Genomic DNA, 14,549 nt, shown 5'->3' with positions numbered 1-14,549 from the left:
CGGCGGCTGCGCTTCACACGCGCTTCGGATGGCACGGCGAGCATCGCGGCTTCGACAATCGACGAGGAGAAAAACATGTTCCAGTTGCTGAAGGCCCTGCAGGGTTCGATGCTGGTCAAGGTGGCCGGGCTGCTGCTGCTCACGCTCTTGCTGTGCATCCCGCTGGCCGAGATCAATGCGATCAACCGCGAGCGCGGCAACAGCCAGCGCGAGGCGGCCGCGGAACTCGCCGCCACCTACGCGGGCCCGCAGACCGTGGTGGGCCCGCTGCTGCTGGTGCCCTATGTGGAGCGCTGGATGGAGCCGCTTCGCAATGCGCAAGGCCGCGTGATCGGCCAGGAGGCGCGCAGCAAGGAAATGACCCATGTGGTGTTTCCCGACAAGCTGCACATCGAAGGTTCGATGGCACCGCACGAACGCTACCGGGGCATCTTCAGGATTCCGTTCTATACGCTCGACGCCACGCTCGGCGGCGGCTTTGCGCCCTTCGATCCCAAATCGGTGGCGCACAGCGAGACCGATTCGCGCATCGAATTCAAGGCACCTTTCGTCGTCTTCGGCACGAGCGACCTGCGCGGGATCGATGGTTCGCCTTCGATCGCGATGAACGGCGAGGCCTTGCGTTTCAGGCAGCGCGTGCCGGGCCTGGCGGACGACGCCTCGCTGGCCGATGGCATCCACGCACCGCTCACCGGCGCAGCGCTCGCCGCATGGGAGGCAAAGGCTGCGCTGCCGTTCGAGATGAAGCTCGGCCTCGTCGGGCAGGACACGCTCTCCATGGTGCCGATTGCCGAAGAAACCACCGCCCACCTGCGCTCACCCTGGGCGCATCCGAGTTTCGGCGGCCGCTTTCTCGCCACGCAGCGCGAAGTGACGCCGCAGGGCTTCGATGCGCACTGGCGCGTGTCCTCGCTCGTGACTTCCGCACGCGAGCAGGTGCGCGCCGGACTGTCGGGCCGCGGCGATGCCGCCACGGCGGCAGCCGTAGTTGCAACCAACCATGCGCAACGCAACCTCGGCCCGCTGCAGACCTTCGACGTGTCGCTCGCGCAGCCGGTCAACGTGTATTCGATGAGCACGCGCGCCGGCAAGTACGGCGCGCTCTTCATCGGCCTGGTGATCATGGCGGCCTTCATGTTCGAGCTGTTCCGCAGGCAGCGCATGCATCCGGTGCAATACGGCCTGGTCGGCCTCTCGATCGCGCTGTTCTTCCTGCTGCTGCTGGCCCTGTCCGAGAAGCTGGCTTTCTCGCTGGCCTACGCCAGCGCGGCCGGCGCGAGCGTGCTGCTGCTCGGCATCTATTTCAGCGCGGTCTTGCAAAGCTGGAAACGCGGCGCGGGCTTCGGAGCCTATGTCGCGGTACTCTATGGCGCGCTCTACGGCCTGCTGGCATCGGAAAGCAATGCGCTGCTGCTCGGCGCCCTGCTGACATTCGGCATGCTGACGGTGCTGATGCTCGCCACGCGCAAGGTCGACTGGTATGCACTGTCGGCCGGGAACCCCCGAACGCCCGAGCCGGTCTTACCTGAGGCGGCCGCGTCCGTGTAACCAACGCTACGGACTGTTTTTTTCCTTACCTTTTTGCCACTGATTCCCATGGACGATTCTTCTCCTTCCACCGAGCCCGCGCGCTCGCCGCGTTCGGTGAAGCTGCGGCGCGCGGCGCGGTGGAGCGCCATCGCGCTCGGCTCCGGCACGCTGGTGCTGCTGGTGGCCGCCGTCGTTGCGGTGGCCGCCATCTATCCCCGGCTGCCCGACATTTCCGAACTGGCCGACTACCGGCCGAAGCTGCCCCTGCGCGTGTACACGGTCGAAGGCACGCTGATCGGCGAGTTCGGCGAGGAGCGCCGCACGCTCACGCCATTTGCCAGCATCCCCAAGGTCATGAAGGACGCCGTGCTCGCGGTGGAAGATGCGCGCTTCTACGACCATGGCGGTGTCGACTACAAGGGCTTCGCGCGCGCGGCCGTGGCCAGCCTGAAGGGCGGACGCAAGCAGGGCGCATCGACCATCACGATGCAGGTGGCGCGCAACGTCTACCTGAGCTCCGAACGCACGCTGAGCCGCAAGGCCTACGAGATCCTGCTGGCCCTGCGCCTGGAGCAGCAGCTCAGCAAGGACCAGATCCTGGAGATCTACCTGAACCAGATCTACCTGGGCAATCGCGCCTATGGTTTTGCCGCTGCGTCCGAGGCTTATTTCGGCAAGCCGCTGCAGAACGTCACGCTGGCCGAAGCCGCCATGCTGGCCGGCCTGCCCAAGGCGCCCGGCGCGAACAACCCGGTGGCCAATCCGCGGCGCGCCCGCGCACGCCAGCTCTACGTGATCGACCGCATGCAGGAAACCGGCTTCATCACCGCCGAGCAGGCGGCCGAGGCCAAGAAGGAGGAGCTGCACCTGCGCGATGCCGCCGACCCGGACCGGCTGCATGCGGAATACGTGGCCGAGACGGTGCGCCAGATGATGTACGCGCAGTACGGCGACAGCATCTACACCAGCGGCATGAAGGTCTACACCTCGCTGGTCGCGGCCGACCAGGCCGCGGCCTACAGGTCGCTGCGCAAGGGCATCATGGACTACGAGCGGCGCCAGCCCTATCGCGGGCCGGAGCGCTTCGTCGACCTGCCGAGCGATCCCAAGGAAGTCGACGAGGCGGTGGACGAAGCGCTGGCCGAGCACTCCGACAACGGCGACGTGATGGCCGCCGTGGTGCTGGAGGCCGGCAGCAAGGAAATCAACGCGGTGCGCGCGAACGGCGAAACCGTGCAGATCACCGGCGAAGGCCTCAGGCCCGCGCAGTCGGGGCTCGCGGCGAAGGCACCGCCCCATATCAAGATCCGCCGCGGCGCGGTGATCCGCGTGGCCCGCACGCCGAAGAACACCTGGGAGATCACGCAGCTGCCCGAAGTGGAAGGCGCCTTCATCGGCATGGACCCGCGCACCGGCGCCATCAAGTCGCTGGTGGGCGGCTTCGACTTCGGCAAGAACAAGTTCAACCACGTGACGCAGGCCTGGCGCCAGCCGGGTTCGAGCTTCAAGCCCTTCATCTATTCGGCCGCGCTCGAGAAGGGCTTCACGCCCGCGACCATCGTCAACGACGCGCCGCTGTACTTCGAGCCGGGCACCCAGGGCGGCCAGCCCTGGGAACCGAAGAACTTCGACGGCGGCTTCGAGGGACCGATGCCGCTGCGCACCGCACTGATGAAGTCGAAGAACCTGGTGACGGTGCGCGTGCTGCAGGCCATCGGCGCGCCGTATGCGCAGGAGTGGATCACCCGCTTCGGCTTCGACAAGGACAAGCATCCGGCCTACCTGCCGATGGCGCTGGGCGCCGGTTCGGTCACGCCGATGCAGATGGCCACCGCCTATTCGGTGTTCGCCAATGGCGGCTACAAGGTCAATCCGTACCTGGTCACGCGCATCACCGACCTGCGCGACAAGGTACTGCTCGAGACCGAGCCGCCGGTGCTCGACGAAAGCCGCCGCGCCATTCCCGAGCGCAACGCCTTCATCATGGATTCGCTGCTGCAGAGCGTGGTGAAGGGCGGCACCGCCGCGCGCGCCTACCAGGCGCTCAGGCGCGACGACCTGTTCGGCAAGACCGGCACCACCAACGACTCCTTCGACACCTGGTTCGCGGGCTTCCAGCCCACGACGGTAGGCATTGCATGGATCGGCTACGACACGCCGCGCCAGCTGGGCGTGCGCGGCGAAACCGGCGGCAGCCTGAGCCTGCCGATCTGGATCGGCTATATGCAAGCCGCGCTGAAGGGCGTGCCGGTGAGCAAGATTGCCGAGCCGCCGGGCGTCGTCAACATCGATGGCGAGTGGTACTTCGACGACTTCACGCCGGGCCACAGCGTGGCCAGCCTGGGCGTGGAGAGCGAGGCGCCGCCAGTGCCGGCCGAAGAACTCACGGGTGTGCCGCCCCTCGCTGCCCCGCCGCCGCTGGGCCCGCCGCCGCAGCCCGAAGAGCGCAACCGCATCCTCGATTTCTTCCGCTGAGGCGGCATGGCGGGAAGGAGCCGTAGCGAGTCTCTACACTCGGTGCGGCTCCTTTCGCTTTACCTTCCCACGCCTCTTTCCCCATGGAAATCCTTATCCTGGCGACGTCGATCGTCGTCGGCGCCTACATCCTCAAGTCCAGGGACCAGCGCCAGCGCATCGCGCTGCTCGGCAGCCACCTGGGCAGATACCAGATCGAAAGATTGATGGAGAGCCTCACCGAAGGCTACCTGCGCTGCCTGGGCGAGGACAACGCCGAGCGGCGCCAGCAGATCTGGAGCCTGCTCGACTCCACCGAGGAAAAGCTCTCGGCCCAGTTCGACAGCTTTGCCGCCGAATTTGCGCGGGTCGACGCGGCGGATGCGCGCGTGAGCAAGCTGCCCGTGGCCATTCCCTTCGCGCACAAGCTGTTTCCGGCCGCGACCTTCGACCTGCGCGAGGCGCTGGCCATCCACGCGCGCGGCATTGCCGATGTCATGCGCAATGACGCGGGCCGCTCGCCAAAGGCCAAGGCCTTCACCATGTCGGCCGAACTGTTCCTGATGCAGCACACCTGCCACTGGTTCTGCAAGTCGAAGACGGTGGCCTCGGCGCGCATGCTGGCGCGGCACAAGACCTCGTACGAGCAATTGCTCGAGGCCGTGAGCCCCGCAACGCGCAGGGCCTACGCGGCGCTCACGGGCCAGTGACCCGTTCAGTGGTGTGACGGCAGCAGCGGCAGCGTGAGCGTGGCCACCGCGCCGCCGCGCGCCGCATTGCCGAGCTCGATGCGCCCGCGGTGCAGCGCGGCAATCTCCTTCACGAAAGCCAGCCCGAGTCCGGTGCTCTTCTTCTGGCTGTGCGGCCGCGCGAGCGAATAGAACTTCTGGAAGACCTTTTCCTGTGCGTAGTCCGGAATGCCCGGGCCATGGTCGCGCACGCTCACGCGCGCCAGCTTCGAGGTGGTTTCCAGCGTCAGCAGCACCTCGCTGCCCTGCGGCGAAAAATCGATCGCGTTGTCCAGCAGGTTGCTGATGGCGCGCCGCAGCAGGAACGGATCGCCCTCGGTGCGGGCCTCGGTGCGGATGTTCACGCGCACGCCGATGTTGCGCTTGGCCGCCGCGGGCTGCGCGCTGATGGCGATGTCCTCGATCAGCGAAGCCAGCGCCACCGGCTCCGTGCGGTCGAGCCCGTGGCGGGTTTCCAGCGCGGTGAGCTCCATCATGCGGTCGACGATTTCCTGGATGCGCTGCGTCTCGCGCTCGATGTTCTTCAGGAAGCGCTCGCGCTCCGCATGCGGCATCGACGGCTCCTGCAGCAGCTCGGCCGCGCCGCGGATCGCCGAGAGCGGGCTCTTCACTTCGTGCGTGAAGGTCTGCACGTAGTCGGCCACGTAGTTGCGGCCGGTCAGCGCATCGCGCATTTCGCTGAAGCCGGTGCGCACCGCATCGACCGCGCGCCGCGCCATGCGCGAAAGGCTCAGCGTGCGCTGCGCACGCACCCAGGCCCAGTAGTCCGAGATCAGCCCGAAGGGCCGCACCAGCCAGACCGAGACGATCACCGCCAGCAGCAGCAGCGCCAGCCCCGAACCCACGCCCACCCACAACGTGCGTGCGCGGGCGTCTTCGACGAACTGGCCGAAGCTCTGCACCGGCTTGCCGACGCTGACCATGCCGACGATCTCGTTGTTCCACCGGATCGGCGCGCCCACGTACATGACCGAAGTGCGCGGATCGCCATCGACGTCGCGCGAGGTGCGCGCGCCGTACAGGCCGGCGAGCGTGCGGCTCACGTCGCTCCACTGCGAGTAGTCGGTGCCCAGGTGCCTGCCGAGCGAATCGAACACCACGCGGCCGCTGCGGTCGGTGACGTACACGCGCAGCTCGACGCGGTTCTTGTGCAGGTTGTAGATCTGCGCGGAGAACTCGCGCGCATAGACCGTGCGGAACAGCGGCTCGAGCCGCGCGGTGTTGAGGGCGCCCGCGATCACGTCCTGCTCGACCAGGCTGGCCATGAGCTGCGAAGTCTCGACCAGCGATTCCTCGGCCGATTCGCGGTAGCGCGGATCGATGTCCGACACCACGCGGTAGAGCAGGAAGGCGATGCCCGCCGTGTAGATCAGCAGGATTCCAATGAATATCCGCGTGCGCCGGCTCACGGCGTCGGGGGCAGTTCTTCGTTCAGCGCATAGCCGGTGCCGCGCAGCGTGCGGATCGGCTCCACCTCGGGCGCCACGGCCTTGAGCTTGGCGCGCAGGGTCTTCACATGGGCGTCGACCGTGCGGTCGAAGCTGTCGCTCGCGTCGTCCCAGACCAGCTGCAGCAGTTCGTCGCGCGTGAAGACGCGTCCCGGGCGCTGCACCAGGAGCCGCAGCAGCCCGTATTCGTAGCGCGAGAGCTCGAGCAGACGTCCGTAGTAGCGGATTTGCATCCGCTCGTTGTCCAGCGCAAACGGCATTGCGGGGGGCTGGACGGACGCTGGAGGCGCCGCGCCCGGAATTCGAGGGGGTACCCCGTCGCCCGGTCCTGCGGGCGCTCCGGGGGCCGCTCGTGCGCTGCGCCGCAGGATGGTGCGTACCCGCGCCACCAGTTCGCGCGGCGAAAAGGGTTTGGCGATGTAGTCGTCGGCACCGAGTTCCAGCCCCACCACGCGGTCGATCTCGTCGCTTCGGGCCGTGAGAAACAGCATCGGCACCTCGGCACCGCCCTGCGACTGGTTCAGCGCGCGCAGCCGCTTGAACAACTCGAAGCCGTTGAGGTCGGGCAGCCCGACGTCCAGGATCGCGAGCGCCGGCGGTTCCTGTGCGAACTGCGCGATGGCGTCTTCGGCCGTGGCGCACCAGACCGGCGTGAAGCCGTCGCTCTTCAGGACGTACTGGAGGGTGTCGGCAATGCCTGATTCGTCTTCGGCGATCAGGATCCGCGGTTTGAAACTCATCCCCGGATGTTAGCGAGCGAGCGCCGATCGGCGAGGCAAGTTTGGCTGCGTGGCGCTGCGGACACGGCGCGGCCGTTCACGGCCTTTTTTTCGGGCGCAGCGCTGTCCCCGTTTCTATTTCTTATTTCTCTTATTCAAATTAGTAGTAGTAGATAAGGGCAGCGCCGGTCTGTGGACAGGGCACTTTTTCCCTTGCGTGACATGGACTTGTCATGCCCGCGTCACTGTGCGCAGCTGCGCTTTTGTGCTGTCGCGCCAAAAGGGACAACATTGCGGGAAGCGCCGGCCCTGTGGATAACGCCCTGCTTGTGCCGGAAATCTCCCCAGAGTTGTCCTTTGACACGGTCCGGAAAATCTGCCAAAGGCGTTTTTCGGCGCGAGAAATTCATTGCCTCATATTTGGGCAGACTGTAGATTTTCCTTGCAAATCAATCACTTAGCTTTCTCTTACAAGGAAGCGCGAGTGTTATCCACAGAGTTGCCCAAGCTTTGTGGGGAGAACCGGCGGCGGAACCTTCGGGCTCCATGCCGAACGAACTTTGTCCTTCAACCAGTGGAAATTCGAACGTGACACCTTCCGAAACCCGGGCCATCGTGTCCCTCAGCCTCCTGGCCGCCTTCGTCGACGGCGAGAAGCACGAGCGCGAACGCGCCGAGATCAAGCGCATTGCCGAGGGTCTTTCGCAGGCCGACGGCGTGAACCTGCCCACGCTCTACCAGGACGTCCTGATGAAGCGCGTCTCGCTGGCTTCGGTCGCCGGCGAACTGAAGAGCACGGAATCGAAGCAGCTGGCCTACGAAATGGCGGTGTGCGTGTGCGATGCGGACGGCACGCAGTCCGATGCCGAGCGCATGTTCCTGCTGGACGTGCGCACTTCGCTCGGGCTCGATGCCTCGGCGGCGCAGTTCTCGCAGCAGGCGGAAGACATTGCGGCAGCGGTGCCGGCGGCGGCCACCGTCACGGCCACGGCGCCTGCCGCTGTTGCTGCTGTGCCATCGCCCGACAGTGCGGAGCTCGACAAGTCCATCCTCAACGCGTCCATCCTCAACGGCGCGCTCGAACTGCTGCCCGAAACGCTGTCGACCATGGCGATCATTCCGCTGCAGATGAAGCTGGTCTACCGCATCGGCAAGGCCTACGGCTACGAGCTCGACAGCGGCCACGTGAAGGATTTCCTGGCGACGGTCGGCGTGGGCCTGACCTCGCAGTACCTGGAACAGGCCGGGCGCAAGCTGCTCGGCGGCCTGCTCGGCAAGATGGGTGGCGGTCTGCTGCGCGGCCTCGGCAACCAGGCGGTGAGCTCGGGCATGAGCTTCGCCTCGACCTACGCGCTCGGACACGTGGCCAAGCGCTACTACGCCGGCGGCCGCACGCTCTCGGCGCAGATGCTCAAGGAAACGTTCTCGGGCGTGGTGCAGGAAGGCAAGAGCCTGCAGACCCAATACCTGCCGGCCATCCAGGAAAAGGCCCGCACCCTGGATGCCGGAAAAGTGCTGTCGCTTGTCAGAGGGGCCTGATCTTTTCTCAGGAACACCGTGGAACCGGCTTTGCCGGGCCACCGGTGCTGCCCCCGGTGAGGGGGTGGCGCAGCGACACGAAGTGCGCGAAGCTTGGGGGAGAGCCTATTTCGCTAGATCGTCGAGGATGGGGCAGTCGGGGCGCGCATCTCCGTGGCAGCAATGCACCAGGTGCGCGAGCGTGCTGCGCATCGACTGCATGTCGGCAATGCGCTGTTCCAGTTCGCCCAGGTGCTTTTGTGCGATGCGCTTCACGTTCGAACTCGCGCGCCGGCGGTTGTGCCACAGGCCCACGAGCTCGGCGATTTCCTCCATCGAGAAGCCGAGATCGCGCGAGCGCTTGATGAAGCGCAGCGTGTGGATGTCGGCATCGCCGTACTGGCGGTAGCCGCTTTCGGTGCGCGCCACCGGGGGCAGCAGGCCCAGGCCTTCGTAGTGCCGCACCATGCGCGCCGAGACACCCGAGAGCCGTGCGGCCTCGCCGATCGAGACAGTGCCGAAGCCGCTCATTGGACCCGGTAGCCGGCGTTCTCGATGGCCGCCACGATGTCCTGGCGAGGCTGCGCGCTCAGCACATCGACATGGCCGGTTTCAAGATCCACCGTGACCTGCGCTTCGGGGTCCACCGTCTGTACCGCGTTCTGCACCGCGCTCACGCAGTGGCCGCAGCTCATGCCCGAGACCTGGAATTTCTGGCTCATCGTCTTTGCTCCTCTGTTGAATGAAATGAAGTGAACGAGGCGCCAGTTTGAACCTTCTCATGATGTCAATGTCCAGTGCAGGGTCACTGCGTGCTGCGGCTTGACCTTGCCATGATGTGAGACTTTAGCCTCGGGCCATGGACAATCTGCTGCAAAACCTACACGACCCGATGAGCACCCTGGATCTTTCCGTCGGCGGCATGACCTGCGCCTCTTGCGTGATGCGCGTGGAACGCGCGCTCAAGAACGTGCCGGGCGTGCAGGACGTCAGCGTGAACCTCGCCACCGAATCGGCGCGCGTGGTCACGGCCGCCGGCGGCGAAGACATGGACGCCCGCCTGCGCCGCGCGGTGCGCGCCGCGGGCTACGAGCCGCGCGCGGCAGGCGGCGCAGCCGACGAGGCCGCTGCGCTGTCGCCCTGGCATGGTTTCGGGCCCGTGGGCATCGGGCTGCTGCTGTCGATACCGCTCCTGGCACCGATGCTTGGCCAACCCTTCGGGCAGGACTGGATGCTGCCACCCTGGGTGCAGCTGCTGCTGGCGGCGCCGGTGCAGTTCTGGCTCGGCGCGCGTTTCTACCGCGCGGGCTGGCATGCCGCAAAGGCAGGTACCGGCAACATGGACCTGCTGGTGGCACTCGGTACCAGTGCGGCATTCGGCTTGTCGCTCTGGCTCTGGTGGCGCGCGGGCGAGCACGCGGGGCACGGCGGCGTGCCGCATCTGTATTTCGAAGCCTCGGCCGTGGTGATCACGCTGGTGTTGCTCGGCAAGTGGCTGGAGGCGCGCGCCAAGCGGCAGGCTACCTCGGCCATCCGCGCGCTGCAGCAGCTGCGGCCCGAGACCGCGCACCTGGTGGGCCTGCGCGGTGAAAGCGACGTGCCGCTGGCCGAGGTGATGGTGGGTGACCGTCTCGCGGTGCGTCCGGGCGAGCGCGTGCCCGCCGATGCGCGCGTGATCGAGGGGCAGTCCGAGGTCGACGAATCGATGCTCACGGGCGAGCCGCTGCCGGTGCCGAAGGGACCTGGCGATGCACTGACGGGTGGCGCCGTGAACGGCGACGGCCGCATGGTCGTCGAAGTGAGCGCAGTGGGCGCCGAGAGCGTGCTGGCGCGCATCATCCGCCTGGTCGAGGATGCACAGGCCGCCAAGGCGCCGATCCAGCGGCTGGTGGACCAGGTCGCGGCCGTGTTCGTGCCGGTGGTGCTGGCGATTGCGCTGGCCACGCTGGCAGGATGGCTGCTCGCGGGCGCCGGCATCGAGGTGGCCATGATCCATGCGGTGGCCGTGCTGGTCATTGCCTGTCCCTGTGCGCTGGGCCTGGCGACGCCTGTCGCCGTGATGGCCGGCACCGGCGTGGCGGCGCGCCGCGGCATTCTCATCAAGGACGCGCGCGCGCTGGAGCTTGCGCACCGTGTCGGCACCGTGGCCTTCGACAAGACCGGCACGCTGACGCTGGGCCGCCCGGTGCTCACGGCGCTGGTGCCGGTGGCGGGCGGCAGCGACGAAGCCGCATTGCTCGCAACCGCCGCCAGCCTGCAAGGCGGCAGCGAGCATCCGCTGGCGCGTGCCGTGATGGCGGCGGCCGCACAGCGCGGCCTGCAGGCGCCGCCGCTGAGTGCGATGCAGGCGATGCCTGGCCGCGGCGTGCGCGGCCAGGTGAATGGCGAGCCCTGGGCCATTGCCAGTCTGCGCTGGTGCGCGGAACTCGGCGCCGTGCCCGACGCCGCGCAGCTCGAGCGCCTGCACGCGCAGGGCGCCACGCTGTCCGCGTTGCTGCGTTTCGACGCGGCGGGCGCTGCCCGGGTGCAGGCGCTGCTGGCCTTTGCCGACGAGCCCAAGCCCGAGGCCGCGCAAGCCATCCGAGCCTTGCATGCGCGCGGCCTGCGCGTGGTGATGATCTCGGGCGACAACCTGCGCGCCGCGCAGGCCATGGCGGCGCGGCTCGGCATTGCGGCCGAGGACGTGCGCGCCGAGGTGCTGCCCGCCGACAAGGCGGCGCAGGTCAGCGCCCTGAAGAAGAACGGCCAGGTGGTCGCGATGATCGGCGACGGTGCCAACGACGCACCCGCGCTGGCCGCGGCCGACGTGGGCATTGCCATGGCGCCCGCGGGTGGCGGCACCGACGTGGCGATGGAAGCTGCGGGCATCACGCTGATGCGCGGCGACCTGGCGCTCGTGGCCGAGGCGCTTGAGCTCTCGGCGCGTACGGTGGCCAAGATCCGGCAGAACCTGTTCTGGGCCTTTGCCTACAACGTGGCCGGCATTCCGCTGGCCGCATTCGGGCTGCTGAGCCCGGTGGTGGCGGGCGCGGCCATGGCGCTGTCGAGCGTCAGCGTGATGGCCAACGCGCTGCTGCTGCGGCGCTGGAAGCCCTGAGCCCAATCGATTTCAGTCGATCAGCAGCGCCAGCAGGTGGTCGTCGATGTAGTCGGCCTCGCCGGCGCGCTTGTAGAACTTGCGCAGGGTGCCTTCGTACTCGAAGCCCAGTTTCTCGTAGAAGCGCAGCCCCGGCGCGTTGTCGCTCTCGGCATAGAGCTCGATGCGCTTGACGCCCTCGGCCTTGAGCCTGGCAATGGCATCGGTCACCATCGCCTGCGCAATGCCCTTGCCATGCAGTGACGGATCGACCGCGAGCGTGCCGAAGCAGGCCACGTGCCGCGCGCGGCCCGGATAGCGCGTTGCGCGGTAGAAGCCCGCGACGCGGCCGTCGACTTCGTAGACATGGAAGCTGCGGCTGTCGACCAGCTCCTTGTAGATGGCGCGGAATTCGTCGAGCGGCATCGGGTCGTAGCCGAGGAACGGGACCACGCTCTCGTGCATGTAGATGGAGAAGACCGCTTCGAGGTCCTGGGGTGTGGCGAGCCTGCGCATGGATGACGGGTTTTCTGCGGATGCGGCGAAGGCGCCAGCATACCCAGTCCCGCCGGCACGCTGTTCTTCAACGGCCCGCGATCAGCACGGCGTTGGTGCCGCCGAATGCGAACGAATTGGAAAGCACGTAGCGCAGGTCGCGGGCTTCGCGCGGCTCGCCGCGCACGAAGTCGACATCGAAGGCTGCGTCGGGAATCCGCAGGTTGGCGGTGGGAGGAAGCATCCCGCGCGCCAGCGTTCGCAGCGCGACCACGAGTTCGATCGCGCCGCCGCCGCCCAGCACATGGCCGTGGATGGCCTTGGTGGCGCTCACGGGCGTGGCGTTGCCGAACACTTCGCGGATGGAGGCGGCCTCGGCGGCGTCGCCGGCAATGGTCGCGGTGCCGTGCGCATTGATGTGGCCGACTTGCGCGGGCTCGATGCCCGCATCGCGCAGCGCCGCGCGCATGGCGCGCGCCTGGCCGGCGGTGTCGGGGTTGGTGACGTGCGTCGCATCGCAATTGGTGGCGTAGCCCGCAAGAAAGAGCGAAGAGGCATGAATGGCGCCTCGCGCATTGGCATGCGCCGCTGATTCGAGCACCAGCGCCGCCGCGCCTTCGCCCAGCGCGAAGCCCGCGCGGTCGCCCGAGAACGGCCGGCAGGCGCTGGCCGGCGCACCAGGCGGCGGCGGCGCCGTCACGCGCATCGCATGCCAGCTGGCCATCACGCCCGGCGTGAGCATGGCCTCGTGTCCGCCGACGATGGCCGCGTCGATCCAGCCGCCCCGGATGGCACGCATCGCCTCGCCGATGGCCACGGCCGACGACGCGCAGGCGCAGGCATACGCAATGGCCGCGCCCTGTGCGCCGAACTGCAATGCGAGCTCCGCCACCGCGGCATTGGGCATCACGGTGAGCACGGTCGTCGGCCGCATGCGGCGCTGCTGGCCGTAGAGTGCGCGCGTGGTGTCGTCGAAGCTGCCGGCGCCCGCCAGCCCGCTGCCCCAGAAGATGCCCAGGCGCTCGGGGTCGATGCTGCCGGCGCCGAGTCCGGCCTGCGCGGCGGCATCCCGCGCGGCCGCGAGTGCCATGGCGGTGCCTCGATCGAGCGGCAGGCGCGAGCTGCTGCGCACGGCGCCCGCGTCGAAATCGCAGGCGGCCACGGCAAGTTCAATCGGATCGAGGCCTTCGATCTCGAGCGTTCGCGCGCGCGCCGCGGAATGCCCGCTGAAGAGCGCTTCGTCGAACAGTCCGGTGGTGCAGCCCAGCGGCGTGACGAAGCCGATGCCCGTCACCTGTACGCGCGTGCTGTTCACGCCTGCGCGGCCATCGGCGAATCGAGCTTGCAGTCGATCTGGGCTTCGATCGCCTCGCACAGGTGGCCGAGCGTGATGCCGGCCTCGCGCGGATCGAGCCGGTCTTCGGGCAGGCGCAGATGGAAGGCGTCTTCCACCGCGAACACGAATTCCATCAGCGACAGCGAATCGAGGCCGAGTTCGGACAAGGCCGCGCCGGGCGCGATGGTGTCGCGCGCCACGTCGAACTGGTTCACCAGGATGCTTGCGATGCTGTTGAAGACGGGCGAAGCCGAGGAAAAGGAGGAAGAGGGCATGGCGTGCTTTGTTTCAGGCGGCAAGGGAGCCTGCGGACAGGGCGCTGGCGGGGTCGGCCGTGCCATGCGCCACGGCATCGGCGAAGGCGGAGGTTTCGCGCGCCACCTGGTGGCGGTCGTTGTCGATCGTGATCATGTGATAGCTGTTGGCGAGCACCACGCTGCGGAACGTCCCGCAACGAAGGCCGCGCGCAAGGAGGCCGAGATTGGCCACGCTGGCCACCTCGTCCTCGCGCGCATGCAGCGCGAGCACGCTGCCGCATTGCACGCGGTGCAAGTTGCGCCTCACGTGGCGGATCAGCCGGTCGTGCTCGCGCAGGTGGCCCACGCCGATCACCGCGCTGCCGGCGCTCGACACCTTGCGGCGGTGCAGCTCGCGCGCGATCCAGGCGCGCACGCGTTCGTTCTTCACGCCGTAGGGCGGGCATTCGCGGTACTGCCAGAACCGCCCGAGCGGCGTGTAGAAGGCCAGCGGCAGCAGCACCTGCGTTCGCGGCACGGCCCAGCCGTCGAAGCGCAGCGTGGTCGACATCAGCACCAGCGCGTCGACGCCGCTGCCGCAGCGGATGGCCGCGCCGAGCGCCAGCGACGATCCGGCCGAGATGCCCACCAGCATCACGCGATCGTGCTGCGTGCGCAGCGCCTTCACCCGTGCCTCGATGGCGTCGATCCAGCGTTCGTACGGCAGGGCCCGCTGCACCGGCGCGGCGGCATCGAAGGAGTAGCCGTCGACACGCATCGGATGCACCGGGTAGCCGCTGGCGCGCAGGGACGATTGCACGGTCAGGAGCTCGTCAGGTGTGCTGCATAAACCATGCAGCAGCACGATGGCCGTGCGCCGCACCGCGGGATGCACCACGCTCAGGAGATCGGAGGGATCGCGGGCGCTCATCGCGTTGTCCGAGCGGCCTGGAAGGAGACCCGTGCCGCAGGTTGCTGTCGTATGCTC

At 67.8% G+C, this 14,549-nt stretch carries 13 protein-coding genes; 5 read left to right on the top strand and 8 right to left on the bottom strand.

Annotation, left to right across the window (positions count from 1 at the left end):
- The first annotated feature begins 75 nt into the window (after nucleotides 1–75).
- The 3 genes from creD (at nucleotide 76) to EJO66_RS11860 (ending at nucleotide 4,694) form a co-directional block, all read left to right on the top strand.
- Nucleotides 76–1,548 (top strand): cell envelope integrity protein CreD, encoded by a 1,473-nt coding sequence (gene creD, locus EJO66_RS11870; RefSeq protein WP_124960341.1) that lies wholly within the window; start codon nucleotides 76–78, stop codon nucleotides 1,546–1,548.
- Between the two features lie 48 nt (nucleotides 1,549–1,596).
- A complete protein-coding gene (locus tag EJO66_RS11865) occupies nucleotides 1,597–4,005 on the top strand; it encodes a penicillin-binding protein 1A (RefSeq protein ID WP_125965335.1) in 2,409 nt (802 codons plus the stop codon).
- A gap of 83 nt (nucleotides 4,006–4,088) precedes the next feature.
- Nucleotides 4,089–4,694 (top strand): hypothetical protein, encoded by a 606-nt coding sequence (locus EJO66_RS11860; RefSeq protein ID WP_124960339.1) that lies wholly within the window; start codon nucleotides 4,089–4,091, stop codon nucleotides 4,692–4,694.
- 5 nt (nucleotides 4,695–4,699) lie between these two features.
- Here EJO66_RS11860 and creC read toward each other — a convergent pair whose 3' ends face one another.
- Entirely contained in the window at nucleotides 4,700–6,142 is a 1,443-nt protein-coding gene (gene creC, locus EJO66_RS11855; RefSeq protein WP_124960338.1) for a two-component system sensor histidine kinase CreC, read from the bottom strand.
- On the bottom strand, nucleotides 6,139–6,921 hold the full coding sequence (gene creB / locus EJO66_RS11850; protein ID WP_124960337.1) for a two-component system response regulator CreB: 783 nt from the start codon (nucleotides 6,919–6,921) through the stop codon (nucleotides 6,139–6,141). Before creB ends, creC begins: the two co-directional genes overlap by 4 nt.
- Nucleotides 6,922–7,488: 567 nt before the next feature.
- On the opposite strand from creB, the gene EJO66_RS11845 reads away from it, so the two are divergent.
- Nucleotides 7,489–8,439, top strand: coding sequence for a YcjF family protein (locus tag EJO66_RS11845; protein WP_124960336.1), 951 nt, complete (start codon nucleotides 7,489–7,491; stop codon nucleotides 8,437–8,439).
- A gap of 105 nt (nucleotides 8,440–8,544) precedes the next feature.
- On the opposite strand, the gene cueR is transcribed toward EJO66_RS11845, so the two are convergent.
- A complete protein-coding gene (gene cueR, locus EJO66_RS11840) occupies nucleotides 8,545–8,949 on the bottom strand; it encodes a Cu(I)-responsive transcriptional regulator (protein ID WP_124960335.1) in 405 nt (134 codons plus the stop codon).
- Nucleotides 8,946–9,140 carry a heavy-metal-associated domain-containing protein gene (locus EJO66_RS11835; protein WP_124960334.1) on the bottom strand — a complete coding sequence of 65 codons (195 nt, stop codon included), beginning with the start codon at nucleotides 9,138–9,140 and terminating at the stop codon, nucleotides 8,946–8,948. Before EJO66_RS11835 ends, cueR begins: the two co-directional genes overlap by 4 nt.
- A gap of 137 nt (nucleotides 9,141–9,277) precedes the next feature.
- On the opposite strand from EJO66_RS11835, the gene EJO66_RS11830 reads away from it, so the two are divergent.
- Nucleotides 9,278–11,515: a heavy metal translocating P-type ATPase gene (locus EJO66_RS11830; protein WP_124960333.1), complete on the top strand. Its 2,238-nt coding sequence runs from the start codon at nucleotides 9,278–9,280 to the stop codon at nucleotides 11,513–11,515.
- 12 nt (nucleotides 11,516–11,527) lie between these two features.
- Here the strand turns inward: EJO66_RS11830 and EJO66_RS11825 are convergent, their stop codons facing one another.
- From EJO66_RS11825 to EJO66_RS11810, 4 genes are all read right to left on the bottom strand, one after another.
- Nucleotides 11,528–12,010 carry a GNAT family N-acetyltransferase gene (locus EJO66_RS11825; protein WP_124960332.1) on the bottom strand — a complete coding sequence of 161 codons (483 nt, stop codon included), beginning with the start codon at nucleotides 12,008–12,010 and terminating at the stop codon, nucleotides 11,528–11,530.
- A 67-nt stretch (nucleotides 12,011–12,077) separates the two neighbouring features.
- Entirely contained in the window at nucleotides 12,078–13,304 is a 1,227-nt protein-coding gene (locus tag EJO66_RS11820) for a beta-ketoacyl-[acyl-carrier-protein] synthase family protein (RefSeq protein WP_125965334.1), read from the bottom strand.
- Nucleotides 13,301–13,600: an acyl carrier protein gene (locus EJO66_RS11815; protein WP_124960330.1), complete on the bottom strand. Its 300-nt coding sequence runs from the start codon at nucleotides 13,598–13,600 to the stop codon at nucleotides 13,301–13,303. The genes EJO66_RS11820 and EJO66_RS11815 overlap by 4 nt, the downstream gene beginning before the upstream one ends.
- A 13-nt stretch (nucleotides 13,601–13,613) precedes the next feature.
- Complete coding sequence (locus tag EJO66_RS11810) at nucleotides 13,614–14,492, bottom strand: alpha/beta hydrolase (RefSeq protein WP_125965333.1); 879 nt, start codon at nucleotides 14,490–14,492, stop codon at nucleotides 13,614–13,616.
- Between the last annotated feature and the right edge of the window lie 57 nt (nucleotides 14,493–14,549).

Origin of the sequence: Variovorax beijingensis, assembly GCF_003951285.1 — a bacterium.
GTDB classification, from domain to species: domain Bacteria; phylum Pseudomonadota; class Gammaproteobacteria; order Burkholderiales; family Burkholderiaceae_C; genus Variovorax; species Variovorax beijingensis.
This window is presented reverse-complemented; position numbering and strand designations above follow the sequence as displayed.

Excerpts from the sequence above, each read along its gene's own strand:
- creD (WP_124960341.1), top strand. The coding sequence starts at position 76 with ATGTTCCAGTTGCTGAAGGCCCTGCAGGGTTCGATGCTGGTCAAGGTG.
- EJO66_RS11865 (WP_125965335.1), top strand. The coding sequence starts at position 1,597 with ATGGACGATTCTTCTCCTTCCACCGAGCCCGCGCGCTCGCCGCGTTCG.
- EJO66_RS11860 (WP_124960339.1), top strand. The coding sequence starts at position 4,089 with ATGGAAATCCTTATCCTGGCGACGTCGATCGTCGTCGGCGCCTACATC.
- creB (WP_124960337.1), bottom strand. The coding sequence starts at position 6,921 with ATGAGTTTCAAACCGCGGATCCTGATCGCCGAAGACGAATCAGGCATT.
- cueR (WP_124960335.1), bottom strand. The coding sequence starts at position 8,949 with ATGAGCGGCTTCGGCACTGTCTCGATCGGCGAGGCCGCACGGCTCTCG.
- EJO66_RS11835 (WP_124960334.1), bottom strand. The coding sequence starts at position 9,140 with ATGAGCCAGAAATTCCAGGTCTCGGGCATGAGCTGCGGCCACTGCGTG.
- EJO66_RS11830 (WP_124960333.1), top strand. The coding sequence starts at position 9,278 with ATGGACAATCTGCTGCAAAACCTACACGACCCGATGAGCACCCTGGAT.
- EJO66_RS11825 (WP_124960332.1), bottom strand. The coding sequence starts at position 12,010 with ATGCGCAGGCTCGCCACACCCCAGGACCTCGAAGCGGTCTTCTCCATC.
- EJO66_RS11815 (WP_124960330.1), bottom strand. The coding sequence starts at position 13,600 with ATGCCCTCTTCCTCCTTTTCCTCGGCTTCGCCCGTCTTCAACAGCATC.
- EJO66_RS11810 (WP_125965333.1), bottom strand. The coding sequence starts at position 14,492 with ATGAGCGCCCGCGATCCCTCCGATCTCCTGAGCGTGGTGCATCCCGCG.